Here is an 18,349-nt window from a genome sequence, read left to right as displayed (position 1 = left end):
GATAGTTACCACCCAGTCAAGAGTGCCGTATCTACACCCTACTGAGCCACAGTATCGGCGGTATTCAGCACACTCTGCCGCAATCCCAGATAAGTACGCCATTACGTACCGCCCCATACGTGACGGCCAGACAGAGTTTGTGAACAGTTATCTATATAGAAATAAGTTAACAACATAGCCATCATAGAAGCGTACTTACCCGTTCATCAGTCCATCTCAGATGATGGCAGACGAGACACGCTACTCGCGGCGCAAGTTCATCGGCGCGGCCGGTGCGACGGCGACGACGCTGGCTATCGCTGGGTGTACCGAACAGAACCCCACGGACGGTAGCGACGGTGGCGACGGCGGGAGCGGTGGTGACGGCGAACTCTCCGGCACCATCGACATCTCGGGCTCCTCGACGGTGTACCCGCTGTGTGTCGCGGTCTCCGAGCAGTTCCGCAAGGACCACTCCGGGGTCGACATCAACGTCCGCTCGACCGGCTCGGGTGGCGGCTTCGCGAACTACTTCTGCCCGGGCGACACGGCGTTCAACAACGCTTCCCGCCCCATCAAGTCCGAAGAGGAGGAAGACTGCACGTCCAACGGCGTCACCCCCGTCGAGCTGAACGTCGCGACGGACGCCGTGACGGTCATCGTCAACAACGAGGCAGACTGGGTCGACTCCATCACCGTCGACGAACTCAAGCAGATCTGGAAGCCGAACGGTGCGACGAAGTGGAGCGACGTCCGCTCGGAGTGGCCCGACGAGGAGTTCGAACTGTACGGCGCGGCGTCCACCTCGGGCACGTTCGACTACTTCACCGAGGTCATCGTCGGCGAGTCCGGGAGTTCCCGACAGGACTACCAGGCCACCGAGGACGACAACTCCATCGTCACCGGCGTCTCCGGCTCGACGTACGCGATGGGCTACCTCGGCTACGCCTACTACTCGGAGAACACGGACAAGGTGAAGGCGCTCGCCATCGACGACGGCGACGGCGAACCGGTCGAACCCTCGCTCGAGAACGCGAAGTCGGGCAAGTACAAGCCGCTCTCGCGCCCGCTGTTCACCTACGCGGCGAAGGAAGAACTCGCCCGCGAGGAGGTCGCCGAGTTCGCCCGCTTCTACATCGAGCAGTCCGCGAACCGGGACCTCGTCGCCGACCGGGTCGGCTACGTCCCCAACACGGAGGAGGACATGCAGGCCGAACTCGACAAGCTCAACTCGGCTATCGAGGAAGCCCAGGGCAACTGAGACGCGAATAGCGAAGCGCTTTTTCATGCACCCCCGGATGACCAACCAATGAGCGAAGGGATAGAGCGGGACCTGACAGAGCGCGTAGGCGATACCTCACGTGAACGGCTCGTCCGGGCGTTCTTCTTCACCTGTGCAGCGGTGTCGGTGTTGACCACGATCGGCATCATCGTCGCACTCGTGGTGCCGTCGCTCCGGTTCTTCAGCGCCACCGGACCGCTGTTCGGCATCGCCGCCGAAGAGACGGTCGGCTTCACCGAGTTCCTCTTCGGGACGAGTTGGACACCGAGCATCAGACCGTACCAGTTCGGCGTCGTCCCGCTCATCTCCGCCACGTTCGCCGTCGTCATCGGCTCGTCGCTCATCGCCCTGCCGTTCGGTCTCGGCACCGCGATCTACCTCTCAGAGTACGCGAGTCCGCGTGCCCGGTCGATTCTCAAGCCCGCACTCGAGGTGCTCGCGGGCGTCCCGACGGTCGTCTACGGCGTGTTCGCCCTCCTCTATCTCACGCCCGCACTCGACGCCATCCTCCCGTTCGACCTCTCGACGTTCAACCTCATGTCCGCCTGCATCATGGTCGGCATCATGATCATCCCGATGGTCTCGTCCATCTCCGAGGACGCGATGAGCGCGGTGCCGGACGACCTCCGGCAGGCGGGCTACGGGATGGGCGCGACGAAGTTCGACGTGAGCGTCGGCGTCGTCATCCCCGCGGCCATCTCCGGCATCATGTCGGCGTTCATCCTCGCCATCTCCCGGGCCATCGGCGAGACGATGATCGTCGTCGTCGCCGCCGGGAAGACCTCGCGGCTCGTCAACCCGCTCAACCCGGGGGCGTACCTCGACTCGGCGATGCCGATGACCGCGGCGATGGTCGACCTCGCCGTCGGTGACATCTCCGCACAGGGGCCGGCGTACCGCAGCCTGTTCGCCATCGGCCTCACGCTGTTCGTCATCACGCTCGCGATGAACGTCATCTCCGACCTCATCGCGCAACGCTACCGGGAGGAGTACGAGTAATGGCAACCGAAGACACCACATCCACGACGTTCGGGGAGGTCAGCCGAACCCGCGGTATCGCGTTCAAGTATCTGCTGCTGGCCGCGACGCTGTTCGGCCTCGTCGCGCTCGGCGTGCTGCTCGTGTACGTCGCGCTCGACGCGTTCGGCTTCAACGCGTTCGAGGACGGCCAGTACGCCGGGCCGGCACCCGCCTGGTTCCTCGTCTACTTCCTCACGCTTGTGCTCCCGACCACCGCACTCTCGCTGTACTACTACCGCGAGAACCGACGTGCAGGCGTGAGCGGGGTCGCCACCCTCGGCGTGCTGTTCGCCGGCGTGATGGCGAGTGGGGGCGCTGTCGTGTTCTTCGTCGTCGTCTCCCCCGTCGTCTACCTCTCGTACGTCGTCGCCCTGCTCGTGACGGCTGCCGTGTTCCTCGCACACCGCCGGTACGCTCCCGGTCGCTCCTTCGAGGAGCACGTCGGGCTGACGGCGCTCGTCGGCCTCTTCGCGCTCGTCGGCCTCCCGGAGGCCCCGGTCGTCGACGTGGTCCAGTTCGTCTACGGGCTGGCCGGGCTCCCGACGAACTTCAACGGCATCGTCGGCCTTCCGGTACCGAGTCTCGCCCAGCTGCTCCAGGGACTCCCGGTCGTCCCCACGACGTGGAGCATCTATCTCGTGTCTGTCGCACTCCCGGGGGCCGCCGTCGTCGGCGGGCTGGTCTACCGACGTGACGAACGGCGACGACCCGCCCTCCTCGCGGGCGGCCTCCTGTTCGCGACGGTGCTCGTCGGGAGCGTCGCCGGGTCGCTCCTGACAGGCGCGGACCGGGCGCCGGTCGCACTCGCGATTCTGTTCACGCTCGCGCCGGTCGGCTACGTCGTCGACCGCACGCTCCGTGACCCCGAGCGCGACCGTCGCGCGCTGCTGTTCCCGCTCCTCACGGTCGGTGGCGCCCTGTTCGGTGCGTTCGTGGTCCGGACGCTCGCCATCCGGACACCGCCCTCGTGGGTCGACTGGCAGTTCCTGACGAGCCTCCCGTCGTCGAGTCCGACGGAGGCGGGCGTCTACGCCGCGCTCGTCGGCTCCGTCCTGCTGATGCTCGTCGTCGTCGTGCTGTCGTTCCCGGTCGGCGTCGGCGCCGCGGTGTACCTCGAGGAGTACGCCGACGAGTCGCGGTTCACCCGATTCATCCAGGTGAACATCTCGAACCTCGCGGGCGTCCCGTCGGTCGTCTACGGCCTGCTCGGACTGGGTATCTTCATCCGGTTCTTCGGGCTGTCAATCGGCTCGCTACTCGTGGCCGGGATGGCACTGTCGCTGCTCATCCTCCCCATCGTCATCATCTCCGCACAGGAGGCGATTCGCTCGGTACCCGACTCGCTCCGGCAGGCCTCCTACGGGATGGGCGCGACGAAGTGGCAGACCGTCCGGGAGGTCGTCCTACCGCGAGCGTTCCCCGGCATCATGACCGGCACCATCCTCGCGCTGGGCCGGGCGGTCGGGGAGACGGCCCCGCTCATCATCGTCGGGGCCGCGGGCGCGACGTTCTCGCTGCCGACGAGCCTCTCGTCGACCGTGAGTGCCCTCCCGATGCAGATCTACTCCTGGGCGTTCCTCCCCGACGAGGCGTGGCGCAACGCGCTGGCGGCCGGCGTGGTCGTCATCCTCGTCGTGATGTTGACGATGAACGCGACCGCGATCGTCCTGCGAAACAAGTACGAGAACCAGAGCTAACCATGGACCGAGAGACCACTCAGGAAACCGACCGCAACACGAACGACCCGACTTCGGAGTCGATCATCCAGACGAGTCCTGCCGCAGGGCTGGACGACGACACCGGAACCGACGGCACCGAGCAGACCATCGTCGAAGCCAAGAACGTCAACGTCTGGTACAACGAGACCCAGGCGCTCCAGGACATCTCGCTGGCGATTCCCGAGAAGCGCGTCACCGCGATGATCGGCCCCTCGGGCTGTGGGAAGTCGACGTTCCTGCGGTGTATCAACCGCATGAACGACCTCATCGACGCCGCGCGCGTCGAGGGCGAACTCATCCTCCGCGGAAAGAACGTCTACGACGACGACGTCGACCCCGTCGCGCTCCGGCGACGCGTCGGCATGGTGTTCCAGAAACCGAACCCGTTCCCCAAGAGCATCTACGACAACGTCGCGTACGGGCTCGAAATCCAGAACAAGGAGGGCGACTACGACGAGATCGTCGAGCAGTCGCTGAAGCGTGCGGCGCTGTGGGACGAGGTGAAAGACCAGCTCGACGAGTCGGGACTCGACCTCTCCGGTGGCCAGCAACAGCGGCTCTGTATCGCCCGGGCCATCGCGCCCGACCCGGAGGTCATCCTGATGGACGAACCCGCGTCGGCGCTCGACCCGGTCGCCACCTCGAAGATCGAGGACCTCATCGACGACCTCGCCGAGGAGTACACGGTCGTCATCGTCACGCACAACATGCAGCAGGCGGCCCGCATCTCGGACAAGACCGCGGTGTTCCTCACCGGGGGCGAACTCGTGGAGTTCGACGACACCGAGAAGGTGTTCCAGAACCCCGACTCCGACCGCGTCGAGGACTACATCACCGGGAAGTTCGGGTAACGTGGACCAGCCCGCGGCACGTCCCCAGCCGGACTCCCCCGGCCGAGACCCGGGACCACCGGTGCAGGCCGTGTGTGCTCCGTGACCGAGCGGACGGACCAGCGACTCTACGGACCCGAACGGAACCATATATATTGTCGTATATATCTATATCGTGATGTGTATAGTCATACCCAAAACCTTCATACGGGGCGGTAGCGACGGGTGTGACAATGGCACGAGAAGGCTACCAGGCGAAGCTCAACAGCCTGGAGGAGAACGTCCTCTACATGAGCGAGGTCGTCCTCGAGCGGCTCCGGATGGGGCTCGACGCGCTCGAACAGAAGGACGAGGAGCTGGCGTGGGAAGTCATCGAAGGCGACGACGAGGTCAACCAGCTGTATCTCGACCTCGAACAGGACTGTATCGACCTGCTGAGCCTCCAGCAGCCAGTCGCGGGTGACCTCCGGTTCATCGCCGCCTCGTTCAAGATCATCACCGACCTCGAACGCATCGCGGACCTCGCGACCAACCTCGGCGACTACACCCTGGAAGCCGAACGGGAACTCTACCCCGACGTCGACATCCAGGGCATCGGCGAGGAGGTCGTCGAGATGGTCGAAGACGCGATGGCCGCCTACGAGGCAGAAGACCCGGAGGCGTGTTTCGAGATCTCCGAGCGCGACGACGACATCGACGCCCACTGTGAGCGCGCCTCGAGCGTCGTCGTCCGGGAACTCATCGAGACCGAGATCGACGAGCTCAGCACCGAGGAAGACATCGAGGACCTGATGCAGGACGTCTCACGATTCCTTCTCACGATTCGTGACCTCGAGCGCGTCGGCGACCACGCGGTCAACATCGCCGCTCGCACGCTGTACATGGTCGAGAGCGACGACTCACTCATCTACTGACCCGTTTTGCGCGTCGCTCGGCGGACACCAACTCAGTCCTCGTGTTCGGGCGCGAGGTCCTCCTCGCTCTCGGCTTTCGCGACGCGGTCGGCGACCTCTTCCATCTCGCGGTTCCCCATCGCGCTCTGGACGAGGAGGTGGCCGCCGATGACGGCGGGCGAGATGACGGTGTCGGCACCCGCGCGCCGGAGTTTCTTCTCGTTCTCGCGTTCGGTCGCCGCGGCGACGATGACGAGGTCGTTGTTGAGTTCACGAGCCGTGAGGACGGCCATCGCATCCTGTGCGTCGTCGTTCGTCGCGGCGACGAGCGCCCGGGCGCGCTCGATACCGACCCGCAGCAACGGCTCCTCGTCGGAGGGGTCCGCCGTCAGCACCTCGACGCCTCGTTCGCGGAGGCGCTGAGCCTTCTCCGGGTCGCGCGTGACGACGACGAACGGCGTGTGCTTTTCGGTGAGTTCCTCGATGATGGGGACGGTGGTGTCGCCCATCCCGACGACGATGACGTGGTCTTCCAGGAGTTCGAGCTGTGAGTCTGACATGGTTCCGAGTGCGGTGGCGAGGCGGGCCTCGATGGCGGGACCGATGAGCGTCCCGAGCGCGGCGGCGAACGACGCCGTCCCGATGACGATGACGCTCATCCCGAACAGCCGGGCGGTCTGCGTCGTCGGCGCGGCGTCGCCGTAACCGACCGTCGAGGCGGTGACGAGCGTGTAGTAGAACGCGTCGAGCGCCGTCTGCACGTTCGCGAAGTCGTCGCGGAGCACGTACGTCCCGATGGTGCCGTACGCCTGCGCGCCGACGATGGCCGCGAGCGCCGCGAACTGCGTCGTCGAAAAGGAGAGTTCGCGGTCGAACACGCGGTAGTTCACGAGCACCGTCGGGAGCGAGAGCACCGACAGCGCGACGAGCGGGTACGAGTAGGCGCTCGACTGGGCGAGCCCCTGCAGGGCCGTCACGGGCAACAGGAGCACCGTCATGAACCACGCGACCCGACGACGGCGGCGCAGGCCGTACACCGCTGCGAGCATCAGAAAGCCCGTGAACGCCCCGGTGAACCCAGCGGTTCGTTCGATGGACGCCGGGATGTACGGCGCGAGCGGTCCCGAGACGTTCGTCGCACCGATGTTGACGATACCCGTGACGACCGAGAGGAGCGCGACCGCGGTCGGGAGCCAGATGGCTGCCCGAACGCCGAACACCCGTAGTCGCGGTACGATCTCGCCCCGATCGCTCATGTTCGACACGGATACGGCACGCGAGTTAAACGGTCCGGTACTCGTAAATCCGAGCGGTGGGTTGACCGACTATGGCTCCCCTTCCAGTCGAGGTGCTTCGAGGTATCTACCTCGGCATCCTCACCGGCATCATCCCCGGGCTCGTCGCCTGGTCGATGGGGTTCGTGTTCAAGTACTTCACCGGGGTGAGTATCCCCGGCTTCGGTGTCGTCGTCATGGCGCTGGCGCTCGCAGGCGTCAACGGTGGGCTACTCGCACTCACCGACCAGACCATCCTCGACAGCACGAGCGGCCCGGTCATCGTCACCGCCATCGTCGTCGTGCTGATGATTTCGCTGTACTCGCACGCGAAGGGCGACGCGATGGGCGCGGCGTTCCCGCGTCGGCTCTCGCTGAAGTCCCTCCGCGAGCGGTCGCTCTCGACGGACGTCGTCGAACTCGTCGGCGGCCGCGGACAGGTCCGCGTCTCCGTCAGCGGCGAGGTGACGGACATGGAGGGCTACCCGCCGCTCACTCCGGAGATCCGCCGTGGCATCCGCGAGGGCGACTGGACGTTCCCCGCGGAGCTCTCGGTCGGCGAACTGGAGAACCGGTTCGCCGAGCGCCTGCGCACGGAGTTCGACCTCTCGGACGTCTCGGTCCAGCTCGACGAGCGGGCGAACGCCACCGTCGTCGCCGCGCCACCCCTCTCGGGGCTCTCGAAGCGCGTCCCCGCCGGCCACCGGGCCGTTTCGGTCGACACGCTCGTCCCGACCGGGATGGGCCGGAGCGACGAGGTCGAGCTCGTCACCGCGGAGACGACCATTCGCGGGACCGTCCTCAGCGCCGAGTCGGAACCGTCCGACGGTCCCGCGGTGACCGACGGCGGCGAAGTGACGACCGAAGAGCCAGCCACCCAGCCGGCGACGACGACGACCGGTGGCGACGGTCGCGTGACGGTGGCCGTCCCCCGAATCCGGGCGAAGACGCTGGTCGCAGCGGACCGTCCACGGCTCGTCGTGCAGCCACGGGGGACCCGACGCGAGTTCGAACTCATCTCGCTGTTACGGCGCGCTGGCAAGCGATTCCGGAAGCTCACGCTCCGGGCAGACAGCGAGCTCGTCGGCTCGACGCTCGCGGAGGCTTCGCTCCGTGAGAGCCACGAAGTCGCGGTGCTCGCGGTTCGCCGCCCCGACGGCTGGGTCATCGCCCCGCGCGGGCAGACAGAGCTCACGGCCGGCGACCAACTGTTCGTGGTTGGGACGACGAGCGCGCTCGACGCGTTCGCCGGGGTGGTCGCCTGATGCAACTCGACGGCGACATCGCCGGTCGACTGGTCGAGAACGTGCTGCTCATCATCGGGCTGGGACTCGCCGCCGGTCTTCTCGGGGCGACCATCGCGGTCGTCCACCGCTGGTACGCTCGGAGCCGCGTTCCCGAGGGGCTCGCGGTGCTCGTCGGGCTCGCCGCCGTGGCGCTGTCGTTACAGACGACCTCCGCGCTCGGGAGCGTCATTAACCCCGCTGCCGGCGAATCACCGCTCGAACCCACCGCCATCGCCATCAACACCCTCACCCTCGCCGTGAGCGCGGTGGCCGCAGCCGGCGGTGGGCGCTCGGGCGACCGGTTCGCCGAGACCGTGTTCCGACGGCGTCCGGGTCGGTCCGTCGACGTCTCCCAGCTCGTGCGCTCCGGGGGGCGGGTCATCACCGTCACGCTCCCCGAGGAGATCAAGGACATGGACGCATACGACCCGATAGCTGACGACATCAAGGAGTCGATGGCCGGCGAGTCGCTCGTGTTCCCCCGTGGCCTGACCGTCGACGAACTCCGCGAGCGGCTCGTCGCGCGGCTCGAAGACGACTACGGCATCGGCTACGCCGACATCGACATCGAGGCCGACGGGACCGTGGCGTATCTCGCCGTCGGCTCTCGCGAGTCGGGACTGGGGCCGACGCTCCCGCCCGAGACGTGCGCCGTGGCGGTGCACGCAGACCCGGCGTTCGCCGCGAGCGCGGGCGACATCGTCCAGGTGTACCGGACCGGCGCCGAAGAGCCAGAGCTGGTCTGCACCGGCGAGCTCCGTGGCACCTCAGAGGACGTCGTGACGCTCGCCGTCGACGCCGCCGACGTGCCGGCGCTCGACAGCAATACGCAGTACCGACTGGTCACGCTTCCAGTCGAGCCGCGATCGGACCGCGAGTTCGCGTCGCTGCTCCGCGCGGCCGAGGAGACGATGGGTGTCACGACCCTCGCCGAGGGGAGTCCGCTCGTCGGCACGGCCCTCAGCGACGTCGACGCCTCGGTCGTCGCGGTGCGGACGGCCGACGGCGACGTGGTCCCGATCCCACCACGAAGCCGGCAGCTCGCCGCAGGCGAGTCGCTGTACGCCATCGCGCGCCCGGACCAGCTCCGGCGGCTCAACGCGGCGGCTCGTGCTCCCGAACCCGACAACGACTAATCCCGTCGCTCCGTCCTCTCGACAATGGCCGACGAACCCATCGACCCGAGCGAGATCGGGGAGGCCGACGCACCGCCCGTCGAGGAGGCACCCTACAAGATCATCTTCGAGGCGAACAAGTGCATCGCAGCGGGGAAGTGCGCCGAGGTGTCCACGAACTGGGAGATGAAGCTCTCGTCGGGCATCGCTCAGCCGAACACCTACTTCTTCGGCGAGGACGAACTCGACCACAACGTCCGCGCCGCGGAGGTCTGCCCCGCGAAGAAGGACCGCGGCGTCATCCACGTCGTCGACCGTCGGACCAACGAGGAGATCGCACCCGACCCCCACGGGGACGGCACGCTCTCCGTCGATTGGTGAGTGGCGAACAGGCGGCTCCTTCCTTCTCGCGGTGGGTGGCCGCACTCCCGCCTGGACCACCGCGGGCGACACTCAGGTCACGGGACTGGTGGCCACGGGTTCGTATTTGAACCTTCGCCGGACCGTAACGGCTTTTCCACCAACGGTGCCAGTAGCGAATGCGCGGGGGTGGCCGAGTCTGGACAAAGGCGGCGGACTTAAGATCCGCTCGCGTAGGCGTTCGAGGGTTCGAATCCCTTCCCCCGCATTCTCCGGCTCGAGCGAACGCGAGAGCCGTGAGAATCGGCCGTGGGATTCGAAGCAGGGAGCGAACAGCGTGAGCGACCGCGGTTCGAATCCCTTCCCCCGCACCTTTTTACTTCGTCGGGTGGCCGCTTCACGGCCACCACTCCTCGCAAAAAGCTGCATCAAAAACATCCCGGACGCTCGGCTTCGCCTCGCGTCCGGTGAACCGCTCGGTCGCTTCGCTCCCTCGCGGATGCTGGTGAGACTAATGTTACTGGCTTCGTGACGAGCCGTTTTTCCACTCCCGTTGCCTATGGATGTCCAATGAGTCTGCCCGAGAGAGCCGAACGCGCCTTCGACGCACACGAGGCGTTCGAGCGGGACGGCGACGAGTTCGAGTTGACGACCACAGCGTTCGACGGACGAGCGACGGCGAGTGAGACTGACGACTGGGCGCTCCGGTACACGGTCACCATCCGGGCACCGATGCTCTCGACGGCCACCGAAGAGCCCGTCGGCCCCGCCGTCGAGGACGGTTGGTTCGACACCTACGCGCTCCGACTGGAGGACGCCCCCGGTGCCATCCGCGATTCGATAGAACTCGCCGACCTCGACGTGTTCGAGGAGGAGGGCGATGCCGTCGCCGTGTTCGTGTTCGAGTGGGGCAACGCCGACCGCGCACCGGCCATCGCGAAGGCGCTCGTCGAGTATGCCGAAGGCACCTACATGGAGGGCATCGTGCCGGGCTACAGCTACACCGAGCCCGTCGCGTCGATGCTCTCACAGGCGAGTCAGGGAGAGGGCCGGGGCGGAACGCCACTGTAGCGCTAGCATCCGCGCGGGAGCGAAGCGATCGAGCGGTTCACCGAGCGCCGAATACCGCGGCCGAGCGGCGCGCGGTTCGACCAGCGGGAGAACCGCGATGCGAACAGCGTGGCGCGGAGCGCCACGGGCCGTGCGACCGGGCCGAAGGCCCGCGAGCAGACGGCGAGTGCAACGAGCCGTGAGCGAAGCGAGGCCGCGACTGGAGTCCCGACGTGTCTTTTTCCGCAAGTTTTTGCCCGACTGAGCGAGTCGCTCGTGGTTTGAGCGACGAGCGAAGGAGGTGCAAAAAGTGCTTAGTAGAACGCGACCGGCAGTCCTGCTTCCGTGTCGTTGCGCGAGATCTTCTCGAAGGCGTCGAGGAAGTCCTGCGTGCGGACCTCGGTCCGGTCGCCGCGGATGGCGAACATCCCGGCTTCGGTCGTGAGCGACTCGATCTCCGCACCCGAGAACCCCTCGGTCCGCTCGGCGAGTTCCTCGAAGTCCACGTCGGCGAGGTTCATCTCGCGGGAGTGAATCTCGAGGATGCGCTTGCGACCCTCGAAGTTCGGTTCGGGAACCTCGATGAGGCGGTCGAACCGACCCGGGCGAAGAATCGCCTGGTCGAGCATGTCGAAGCGGTTGGTGGCGGCGATGATGGAGATGTCACCGCGGGCTTCGAACCCGTCCATCTCCGAGAGCAGCTGCATCATCGTCCGCTGCACCTCGGCGTCGCCGGAGGTCTTCGACTCCGTCCGCTTCGAGGCGATGGCGTCGATCTCGTCGATGAAGATGATTGCGGGCTCGCGCTCCGCGGCGAGTTCGAACAGGTCGCGGACGAGCCGTGCACCCTCACCGATGAACTTCTGGACGAGTTCGGAGCCGGCCATCTTGATGAACGTCGCGTCCGTCTCGTTGGCGACGGCCTTCGCGAGCATCGTCTTGCCCGTCCCCGGCGGGCCGTGCAGGAGCACGCCGGTCGGCGGCTCGATACCGACGGCCTCGAACTGCTCGGGGTTGGTGAGTGGGTCCTCGACCGCTTCTCGGACCTCCTGGACCTGTTCGTCAATGCCGCCGATGTCGGCGTACGTCACGTCGGGCTTCGTCTCCACCTGCATCGCCTGTGCGCGGGCGTCCGTCTCGTTGTCGAGGATGGTCTGGACGGCGAAGGAGTCGTTGATGGCGACGCGGTCGCCGGCTTCGAGCTTGTCGCCGAGCCGGGGCGAGACGTCGGTGAGCACCTCCTGGTTGTTGCCGTGCTGCTTGAGCACGACGCCGTCCTCGTCGGTGACCTCCTCGACCGTCGCGATGTACAGCGACGAGGTCTTCAGGGCCTCGTTCTCCCGCTGGAGCGTATCGACCTCCTCCCGTAAGTCGGTCTGCTTGTCGCGGGCGGCTTCGAGCTGGTCGGCCAGCTCGTCGTGGACGTGGACGATGTCCAGGTAGTGGTCCCGGAGCGCGTCGAGCCGTTCGTCGGCCGACATATCGGCGTCGAGGTCCAGCTTCGGTCGGTCAGGAAGCGAGGGACTGCGAGACATCTGGCTGTCCGAGTTTGGGCCGCCGACGTAGAAAGGTCTTCGGGTAGTCCGGATTTTCGAATCCGGCCGTCAGCGCCGTTACGACAGGTCCTCGAACTCGCCGACGTACTCGTCGTACGCCGCGATGGCCGACTCGACGGGGTCGGGACTCGCCATGTCGACGCCCGCGCCGTCGAGCAGTTCGAGCGGGTACTCCCGCGACCCCTTCTTCAGGAAGTCGAGGTAGCGTTCGGCCGCGGGTTCACCCTCGTCGAGGATGCCCTCGACGAGCGCGTTCGCCGCCGAGATGCCCGTCGCGTACTGGTAGACGTAAAACCCGTAGTAGAAGTGCGGAATCCGCATCCACTCGCGGGTGATGTGCTCGTCGACCGTCGCGTTCGCGTAGTACTCGCGCTTGAGATCGCCGTACAGCTCGTCGAGTGTGTCGGCGGTGAGCGCGCCGCCGGCCTCCGACAGCTCGTGGGCCTGGTGCTCGAAGTCCGCGAACATCGTCTGGCGGAACAGCGTCGACCGGAACCGTTCGAGGTACTCGTCGAGGATGTGTCGGCGCAGCGTCTCGTCCTCGACGGTGTCGAGCAGGTACTCGGTCAAGAGCGCCTCGTTCACCGTGGAGGCGACTTCGGCGGTGAAGATCTCGTAGCTGGAGTAGACGTAGGGTTGCTCCTCGCTCGACAGCTGGGTGTGCAGCGAGTGGCCGAGTTCGTGCGCCAGCGTGTACATCGAGGTCACGTCGTCCTGGTAGTTCATCAGGATGTACGGCTGGCTGTCGTACGTCCCCGAGGAGTACGCGCCCGACCGCTTCCCCTCGTTCTCGTAGACGTCGACCCAGCGGGAGTCGAGCCCGTCTGCGAGCCGCTGCTGGTAGTCCTCACCGAGCGGGGCGACCGCCTCGATGACCCACTCTTTCGCCTGCTCGTACTCGATGTCCGGCGAGTCGCTGTCCGTGAGCGGCGCGTACAGGTCCCACATCTGCAGCTCGTCGACGCCGAGTCGCTCGCGTTTGAGGTCGGCGTGGCGGTGGAGCACGTCGAGGTTGTCGCGGACCGACTCGAGGAGGTTGTCGTACACCTCGACGGGGATGTTCGCCCCGTCGAGACTCGCCTCGCGGGCGGTGTCGTAGTTGCGGGCGGTCGCGAGCTTCGAGTTCGCCTTCACGCTGTTCTTGTACGCCGTCGAGACGGTGTTTCGGAACTCGCCCCACTCCTCGAAGTACGCCTCGTAGACGCGCTGGCGGAACTCGCGGTCGCGGTTCTTCAGCAGGCTCGTGAAGTTCGACTGCGTGATGCGCTGGGGCTCACCCTCGGTGTCGTCCACGGCCGGGAACTCCATGTCGGCGTTCGAGAGCATCGAGTAGACGTCGCCGGCCGCGCCGGTGACCTCCGACAGCTCCGCGAGGAGTTCCTCGATCTCGGGCGAGCGGGTGTGCGGTTTCATCCGCAGCACGTCGTCGAAGTAGTGACCGTACGGTTCGAGCGCGGGCTCGCTGTCGACGAACCCCTGGAGAGTGTCGCGGTCGACCTGTTGCAGTTCGGGCTCGATGAACGACGCGGCGCTCGACGCCTGCGAGGCGAGCGACTGCGCCCGCGCCGAGAGCGCCTGGTACTCCTGGTTCGTCGTGTCCTCGTCGGACCGCATCCGGGCGTAGGCGGCGACGTTCGACACTTCGCGCATCAGCTCCTCGCGGAGTTCCAGCACGTCCAGCAGCGTCTCGGCGTCCTCGGTCACCTGCCCCTCGAACGCCTGGAGCTCGTCGAGGCGCTCCTGGACGTCCTCGTAGGCGTCCTCCCACGCGTCGTCGCCGACGAACATCGACTCCAGATCCCACTTGTACGCCTCGTCGATATCGCTCCGCTCGGGAACCGAACTCATTGGCACCCCTACCCACCCCGCAGGTGTAAACGCATCGTCGTCCGCGTGACGACACAGGAGCGCGAGCCGAGGGGTTTTGCGGCTGTGGCGCGACCTCCGGGTATGGACGACACCGCACGCTCGCTCGCCGGCCGCGCGTTCGGCGACCCGTTCCCGTGGCGGTTCCTCACCGACCTTGTGGAGGTCGGCCCGCGGCTCGGTGGGTCGCCCGGTGAGCGTCGCGCCGCGGAACTCGTCGCCGAGGCGCTCGACGCGGCGGGGGCTACCCCCGACATCCACCCGTTCGACATCCAGCGGTGGCACCGCGGCGAGACGACGCTCTCGGTTCGCATCCCCGACCGGGACCTCGACCGCGCGTTCGTCGCACAGGCGCTCCCGTACTCGCCCGCTGGCGACCTCGCGGGCGAGCTGGTCGACGTGGGCCACGGCACTCCCGACGACATCGAGGCGGCCGACGTCGCGGGCAAGGTCGTCGTCGCTGACACCGATTCACCCACCGGCGGGCGCTACGTCCACCGGATGGAGAAGTTCGGCCACGCGGTCGACGCAGGGGCGAGCGGCTTCGTCTTCGCCCACCACGAACCCGGCCAGCTGATTCCCACGGGCACGCTCCGGTTCGGCGAGGAGGCCGCGATTCCAGGTGTGGGCGTCTCCTACGAGACGGGCGAGTGGCTCCGCGAGTACGCCGCCGAGGGGACCGCCCACCTTCGCGTCGACGCCACGACCGAGCCCGGCACCGCCCACAACGTCGTCGGGACGCTCGGCCCCGAGACGGACGAGGCCGTTCTCCTGGTCGCACACCTCGACGCCCACGACATCGCAGAGGGGGCACTCGACAACGGCTGTGGCATCACGACCGTCGTCACCGCGGCACGCTACCTCACCGACTGCGACCTCGGCTGTCGGGTCGTCGTCGCGGGCGTCGGCTGCGAGGAGACTGGGCTGCTCGGCGCGCGGCAACTGGCCACGGAACTGCCCACAGACGATCTTCGAGCGGTCGTCAACGTCGACGGCGCCGGCCGCCACCGCGACCTCCGGGCGCTGACCCACGGGAGCGACGCCGCTCGCGAACTGGCCGAACGCGTCGTTGCGGAGGCTGGCCAGCCGCTCCACGTGAAGGAGACGCCCCACCCCTACAGCGACCACTGGCCATTCCTGCGTCGGGGAGTGCCAGCTCTCCAGCTCCACAGCCAGTTCCCCGACTCCCGCGAGCGCGGACGGGGCTGGACGCACACCGCCGCGGACACCCGCGACAAGGCCGACCCGCGAACGCTGCGGACCCACGCGTTGCTGACGGCGCTGCTCGTCCGTGAACTCACGCACACGAGTCTGCCGCGCGTCGACACCGAGACCCTCCGCTCACAACTGGACGCCGCGGACGCCGAACCCGGAATGCGCGCGGCGGGCGTCTGGCCGTGGGACTAGTCGTGGCCTGCCCCGGAGCGTAACCGGGCGGCGACACGCGCACCGGTCTGCCGCCGGACGCGCCGTTCATCGAACACGCCCTGCGCGCTCGCGGCGGCCTCGTCGTCCACCTCGAACGCGAGGTCGTAGTCGACTCGGCGCAGGAGCAGCGGTTCGGGTGCAGCAGGCCCGACACCGTCGGGACCCTGAAGCACCTCGTCGGAGAGCACGCGGTCGCAGAACGTCAGCGGGCGGTCGCCGGTCACGATGGCGTCGAGGAGGCCGACCGCTCGCCGAACGAACTCGCGGGGGAACCCCCCCGCAGAGAACCGGCAGACGAGATACGCGCCGTCGCGCTCACAGGTCGCCGTGAGGTCGCGTTCGGTCCCCTCGCGGTCGGGCGTCAGGTTGTGGAAGTCGTGGGCTCCAGACAACCGCTCGCAGACCGCCGCCGCGAGCGCGTCGTCGACGTCGGGCGCGTACAGGTGGTACTCGTACGCGCGGCGGTTCGCGTCGTACTGCGCGTGGAACTCGTCGGCGTCGGCGCTCGCCCACGCTCGAACCCCCGGCGGGAGTTCGCCGTTGAACGCCTTTGGGGTGAGCCACGCGGGTGCCTCGAACGCGACGGTCTGCTGGATGGCCGAGACGCCGGCGTCGGTGCGGCCCGCCGCGCTGTAGCCGTCGGGCGGGCTCTCGGGCGTCGCGGTCACCCCGAGTCGCGCGAGCGCACGGAACACGTCGTTCTCGACGGTCTCACCGTGTGGCTGGCGCTGGTAGCCGCGGTAGCCGGTGCCGTCGTAGGCGAGACGGAACGCGCGCATACCCGACACAGGGAGGGCGGCCCCTTATCGGTCGCGACTCGCGGCTCGCGGTTCTCCGCTCACTCCTCGGCGGCCGGCACCACGAGGACGGGAACGGACGACCGCCGGACCACTCGCTCGGTGGTCGACCCGAGCAGGAGCCGCGACAGTCCGCGGCGGCCGTGCGTCGCCATCACCAGACAGTCGACGTCGTGGTCATCGACGTACGAGAGGATGGAGTCCGCGGGCGTGCCGGTGACGACGGCCGTCTCGCAGGGGACGTCGGCGGCGGAAGCCGCCTCGCGGACGGCCTCGACTGCGGTCGCGCCCTCCTCCTCGAACGCCGCGAGGATGAAGCTCGTGTCGGCGTCGGGCACGTCGAACGCGGCCACGTCGACGACGTAGAGCGCGTGGAGCGTCGCATCGTACCGCGAAGCGAGGTCGATGGCCGCGTCGATGGCATCCTGGGCCGGCTCGGAGCCGTCGGTGGGAAAGAGGATGGTGTCGTACATGGGACTCACCGAGAGAACTGACGACGCGCAGAGAGATAAGTACGAACTGCCTCCGCGGCGTTACTCGTAGTCGTCGTACGTCGGGCGCCCCGACCCGGGCGGGAACTCCTCAACCGACACCGTCGTCTGGTCGCCCGATTCCATGTCCTTCAGCGTCACCTCGCCGTTCGCGAGGTCCTGCTCGCCGACGATGACGACCGTCTCGGCGTTGATGCTGTCGGCGTAGCCCATCTGCGCGCCGAAGCTCCGCCCGGAGACGTCCGTCTCGACGACGTGCCCGAGCGCGCGGAGTTCGTTCGCGACCTGTGCGGCCTCGGCCTCGGTGTCGCCGACCTGCAGGACGTAGTAGTCGGTCGAGATGGCCTCCTCTGGGTAGACGCCCGCGCGCTGGAGCAACAGCGGGAACGTCGCGTAGCCGGTCGCGAACCCCACAGCAGGAGTCGGCTGGCCGCCGAAGTCCTCGATGAGGTCGTCGTAGCGCCCCCCACCAAAGACCGACCGGGAGACCTCGCCCGTCGAGTCGAAGCACTCGAAGACGACGCCCGTGTAGTAGTCGAACCCGCGGGCGGTTTCGAGCGAGAGCGAGCAGAACTCGCTCACGCCGAAGTCGTCGACCGCCGAGAGGACGGCCTGCAGGTTCGAGACCGCGGCATCCGCTTCGTCGCTCCCCGCGAAGTCGACCAGGTCGTCGAGACTGTCCTCGGTGGTCGCGGAGACCAACTCGTCGAACTCCGCGGCCTGGTCGTACGAGAGCCCAGCCCCGTACAGCAGGTCGTGATACTCGTTCGTCTCGATCTTCGCGCTCTTGTCCACCGCGCGGATGGCCTCGCGCACGTCGACGTCGGCGTCGAACGAGCGGAACAGCGCGCCGAGGATGTCGCGGTGCGAGACGCGGAACTCGAAGTCGTCGGCCGTGAGCCCGAGGTCCGTCAGGAGTTCGGCCCCGAGCGCGAGCATCTCGGCGTCAGCCCGCGGGTCCGAAGAGCCGAAGATGTCGATGTTCGTCTGGTAGAACTCGCGGTAGCGACCCTGCTGGACCTGCTCGTAGCGCCAGAACGGTCGGGTCGAGAACCACTTGATGGGCTTCGACATCGCCTGCTGTTTCGCGACGACCATCCGCGCGACCGTCGGCGTCAGCTCGGGGGCGAGCGTGACGTGGCGGCCTCCCCGGTCCTCGAAGGCGTACAGCTCGTCGACGATGTCGTCGCCGGACTTGTCCGTCCACATCTCGGCGCGCTCGAGGTGTGGGGTCGCGATCTCGCGGAAGCCGTAGCGGCGACAGGCGTCCTCGACGGTGTCGATGACCTCGCGGCGCGCGGCCATCTCCTCGGGGTAGAAGTCCCTGAACCCCTTCAGTCGGTCGTACATACCCGAACGTCCGTCGGCGCGCAAAGAACCCTTACGGTCCCACGCGAGGCGGTG

General features: G+C 67.3%; 16 protein-coding genes and 1 tRNA gene. 11 read left to right on the top strand and 6 right to left on the bottom strand.

What is annotated here, in order from left to right; genetic code table 11:
• Positions 1 to 223: 223 nt before the first annotated feature.
• The 5 genes from NL126_RS12250 (at position 224) to phoU (ending at position 5,743) form a co-directional block, all read left to right on the top strand.
• Positions 224 to 1,240, top strand: coding sequence for a PstS family phosphate ABC transporter substrate-binding protein (locus tag NL126_RS12250; protein WP_255195159.1), 1,017 nt, complete (start codon positions 224 to 226; stop codon positions 1,238 to 1,240).
• Between the two features lie 48 nt (positions 1,241 to 1,288).
• Positions 1,289 to 2,260, top strand: a complete 972-nt coding sequence (gene pstC / locus NL126_RS12245; RefSeq protein ID WP_255195158.1) for a phosphate ABC transporter permease subunit PstC — start codon at positions 1,289 to 1,291, stop codon at positions 2,258 to 2,260.
• Positions 2,260 to 3,978, top strand: coding sequence for a phosphate ABC transporter permease PstA (gene pstA / locus NL126_RS12240; RefSeq protein ID WP_255195157.1), 1,719 nt, complete (start codon positions 2,260 to 2,262; stop codon positions 3,976 to 3,978). The genes pstC and pstA overlap by 1 nt, the downstream gene beginning before the upstream one ends.
• Positions 3,979 to 3,980: 2 nt before the next feature.
• On the top strand, positions 3,981 to 4,850 hold the full coding sequence (gene pstB / locus NL126_RS12235; RefSeq protein ID WP_255195156.1) for a phosphate ABC transporter ATP-binding protein PstB: 870 nt from the start codon (positions 3,981 to 3,983) through the stop codon (positions 4,848 to 4,850).
• A gap of 212 nt (positions 4,851 to 5,062) precedes the next feature.
• Positions 5,063 to 5,743, top strand: a complete 681-nt coding sequence (gene phoU / locus NL126_RS12230; protein WP_255195155.1) for a phosphate signaling complex protein PhoU — start codon at positions 5,063 to 5,065, stop codon at positions 5,741 to 5,743.
• Positions 5,744 to 5,775: 32 nt separating this feature from the next.
• Here phoU and NL126_RS12225 read toward each other — a convergent pair whose 3' ends face one another.
• A complete protein-coding gene (locus NL126_RS12225; RefSeq protein WP_255195154.1) occupies positions 5,776 to 6,978 on the bottom strand; it encodes an NAD-binding protein in 1,203 nt (400 codons plus the stop codon).
• Between the two features lie 71 nt (positions 6,979 to 7,049).
• Between NL126_RS12225 and NL126_RS12220 the strand changes: the two genes are divergently transcribed.
• The 5 genes from NL126_RS12220 to NL126_RS12200 all read left to right on the top strand — a co-directional run bounded on the left by NL126_RS12220 (position 7,050) and on the right by NL126_RS12200 (position 10,828).
• On the top strand, positions 7,050 to 8,261 hold the full coding sequence (locus NL126_RS12220) for a potassium channel family protein (protein ID WP_255195153.1): 1,212 nt from the start codon (positions 7,050 to 7,052) through the stop codon (positions 8,259 to 8,261).
• Entirely contained in the window at positions 8,261 to 9,418 is a 1,158-nt protein-coding gene (locus NL126_RS12215) for a TrkA C-terminal domain-containing protein (protein ID WP_255195152.1), read from the top strand. The genes NL126_RS12220 and NL126_RS12215 overlap by 1 nt, the downstream gene beginning before the upstream one ends.
• Before the next feature lie 24 nt (positions 9,419 to 9,442).
• A complete protein-coding gene (locus NL126_RS12210; RefSeq protein WP_255195151.1) occupies positions 9,443 to 9,778 on the top strand; it encodes a ferredoxin in 336 nt (111 codons plus the stop codon).
• A gap of 162 nt (positions 9,779 to 9,940) precedes the next feature.
• Positions 9,941 to 10,025, top strand: a tRNA-Leu gene (locus NL126_RS12205).
• 302 nt (positions 10,026 to 10,327) lie between these two features.
• A complete protein-coding gene (locus NL126_RS12200; protein ID WP_255195150.1) occupies positions 10,328 to 10,828 on the top strand; it encodes a DUF5813 family protein in 501 nt (166 codons plus the stop codon).
• A gap of 293 nt (positions 10,829 to 11,121) precedes the next feature.
• On the opposite strand, the gene pan2 is transcribed toward NL126_RS12200, so the two are convergent.
• A complete protein-coding gene (gene pan2 / locus NL126_RS12195) occupies positions 11,122 to 12,342 on the bottom strand; it encodes a proteasome-activating nucleotidase Pan2 (protein ID WP_255195149.1) in 1,221 nt (406 codons plus the stop codon).
• A gap of 78 nt (positions 12,343 to 12,420) precedes the next feature.
• Entirely contained in the window at positions 12,421 to 14,211 is a 1,791-nt protein-coding gene (pepF, locus tag NL126_RS12190) for an oligoendopeptidase F (protein ID WP_255195148.1), read from the bottom strand.
• A gap of 102 nt (positions 14,212 to 14,313) precedes the next feature.
• On the opposite strand from pepF, the gene NL126_RS12185 reads away from it, so the two are divergent.
• Positions 14,314 to 15,636: a M28 family metallopeptidase gene (locus NL126_RS12185; RefSeq protein ID WP_255195147.1), complete on the top strand. Its 1,323-nt coding sequence runs from the start codon at positions 14,314 to 14,316 to the stop codon at positions 15,634 to 15,636.
• Here the strand turns inward: NL126_RS12185 and truA are convergent.
• The 3 genes from truA to hisS are packed head-to-tail and all read right to left on the bottom strand — an operon-like array spanning position 15,633 to position 18,295.
• Positions 15,633 to 16,436, bottom strand: a complete 804-nt coding sequence (gene truA, locus NL126_RS12180) for a tRNA pseudouridine(38-40) synthase TruA (RefSeq protein ID WP_255195146.1) — start codon at positions 16,434 to 16,436, stop codon at positions 15,633 to 15,635. The two genes, NL126_RS12185 and truA, sit on opposite strands and share 4 nt — an antisense overlap.
• Positions 16,437 to 16,495: 59 nt before the next feature.
• On the bottom strand, positions 16,496 to 16,927 hold the full coding sequence (locus NL126_RS12175) for a universal stress protein (protein WP_255198844.1): 432 nt from the start codon (positions 16,925 to 16,927) through the stop codon (positions 16,496 to 16,498).
• 60 nt (positions 16,928 to 16,987) lie between these two features.
• Positions 16,988 to 18,295 carry a histidine--tRNA ligase gene (gene hisS, locus NL126_RS12170; protein WP_255195145.1) on the bottom strand — a complete coding sequence of 436 codons (1,308 nt, stop codon included), beginning with the start codon at positions 18,293 to 18,295 and terminating at the stop codon, positions 16,988 to 16,990.
• Positions 18,296 to 18,349: the final 54 nt, after the last annotated feature.

The sequence above is a fragment of the Halorarius litoreus genome (assembly GCF_024362405.1).
GTDB classification, from domain to species: Archaea; Halobacteriota; Halobacteria; order Halobacteriales; family Haloarculaceae; genus Halorarius; species Halorarius litoreus.
This window is presented reverse-complemented; position numbering and strand designations above follow the sequence as displayed.

Excerpts from the sequence above, each read along its gene's own strand:
- pstB (WP_255195156.1), top strand. The coding sequence starts at position 3,981 with ATGGACCGAGAGACCACTCAGGAAACCGACCGCAACACGAACGACCCG.
- NL126_RS12215 (WP_255195152.1), top strand. The coding sequence starts at position 8,261 with ATGCAACTCGACGGCGACATCGCCGGTCGACTGGTCGAGAACGTGCTG.
- truA (WP_255195146.1), bottom strand. The coding sequence starts at position 16,436 with ATGCGCGCGTTCCGTCTCGCCTACGACGGCACCGGCTACCGCGGCTAC.
- NL126_RS12175 (WP_255198844.1), bottom strand. The coding sequence starts at position 16,927 with ATGTACGACACCATCCTCTTTCCCACCGACGGCTCCGAGCCGGCCCAG.
- NL126_RS12210 (WP_255195151.1), top strand. The coding sequence starts at position 9,443 with ATGGCCGACGAACCCATCGACCCGAGCGAGATCGGGGAGGCCGACGCA.
- phoU (WP_255195155.1), top strand. The coding sequence starts at position 5,063 with ATGGCACGAGAAGGCTACCAGGCGAAGCTCAACAGCCTGGAGGAGAAC.
- NL126_RS12250 (WP_255195159.1), top strand. The coding sequence starts at position 224 with ATGGCAGACGAGACACGCTACTCGCGGCGCAAGTTCATCGGCGCGGCC.
- pstC (WP_255195158.1), top strand. The coding sequence starts at position 1,289 with ATGAGCGAAGGGATAGAGCGGGACCTGACAGAGCGCGTAGGCGATACC.
- hisS (WP_255195145.1), bottom strand. The coding sequence starts at position 18,295 with ATGTACGACCGACTGAAGGGGTTCAGGGACTTCTACCCCGAGGAGATG.
- pstA (WP_255195157.1), top strand. The coding sequence starts at position 2,260 with ATGGCAACCGAAGACACCACATCCACGACGTTCGGGGAGGTCAGCCGA.
- NL126_RS12220 (WP_255195153.1), top strand. The coding sequence starts at position 7,050 with ATGGCTCCCCTTCCAGTCGAGGTGCTTCGAGGTATCTACCTCGGCATC.
- NL126_RS12225 (WP_255195154.1), bottom strand. The coding sequence starts at position 6,978 with ATGAGCGATCGGGGCGAGATCGTACCGCGACTACGGGTGTTCGGCGTT.
- pan2 (WP_255195149.1), bottom strand. The coding sequence starts at position 12,342 with ATGTCTCGCAGTCCCTCGCTTCCTGACCGACCGAAGCTGGACCTCGAC.
- pepF (WP_255195148.1), bottom strand. The coding sequence starts at position 14,211 with ATGAGTTCGGTTCCCGAGCGGAGCGATATCGACGAGGCGTACAAGTGG.
- NL126_RS12185 (WP_255195147.1), top strand. The coding sequence starts at position 14,314 with ATGGACGACACCGCACGCTCGCTCGCCGGCCGCGCGTTCGGCGACCCG.
- NL126_RS12200 (WP_255195150.1), top strand. The coding sequence starts at position 10,328 with ATGAGTCTGCCCGAGAGAGCCGAACGCGCCTTCGACGCACACGAGGCG.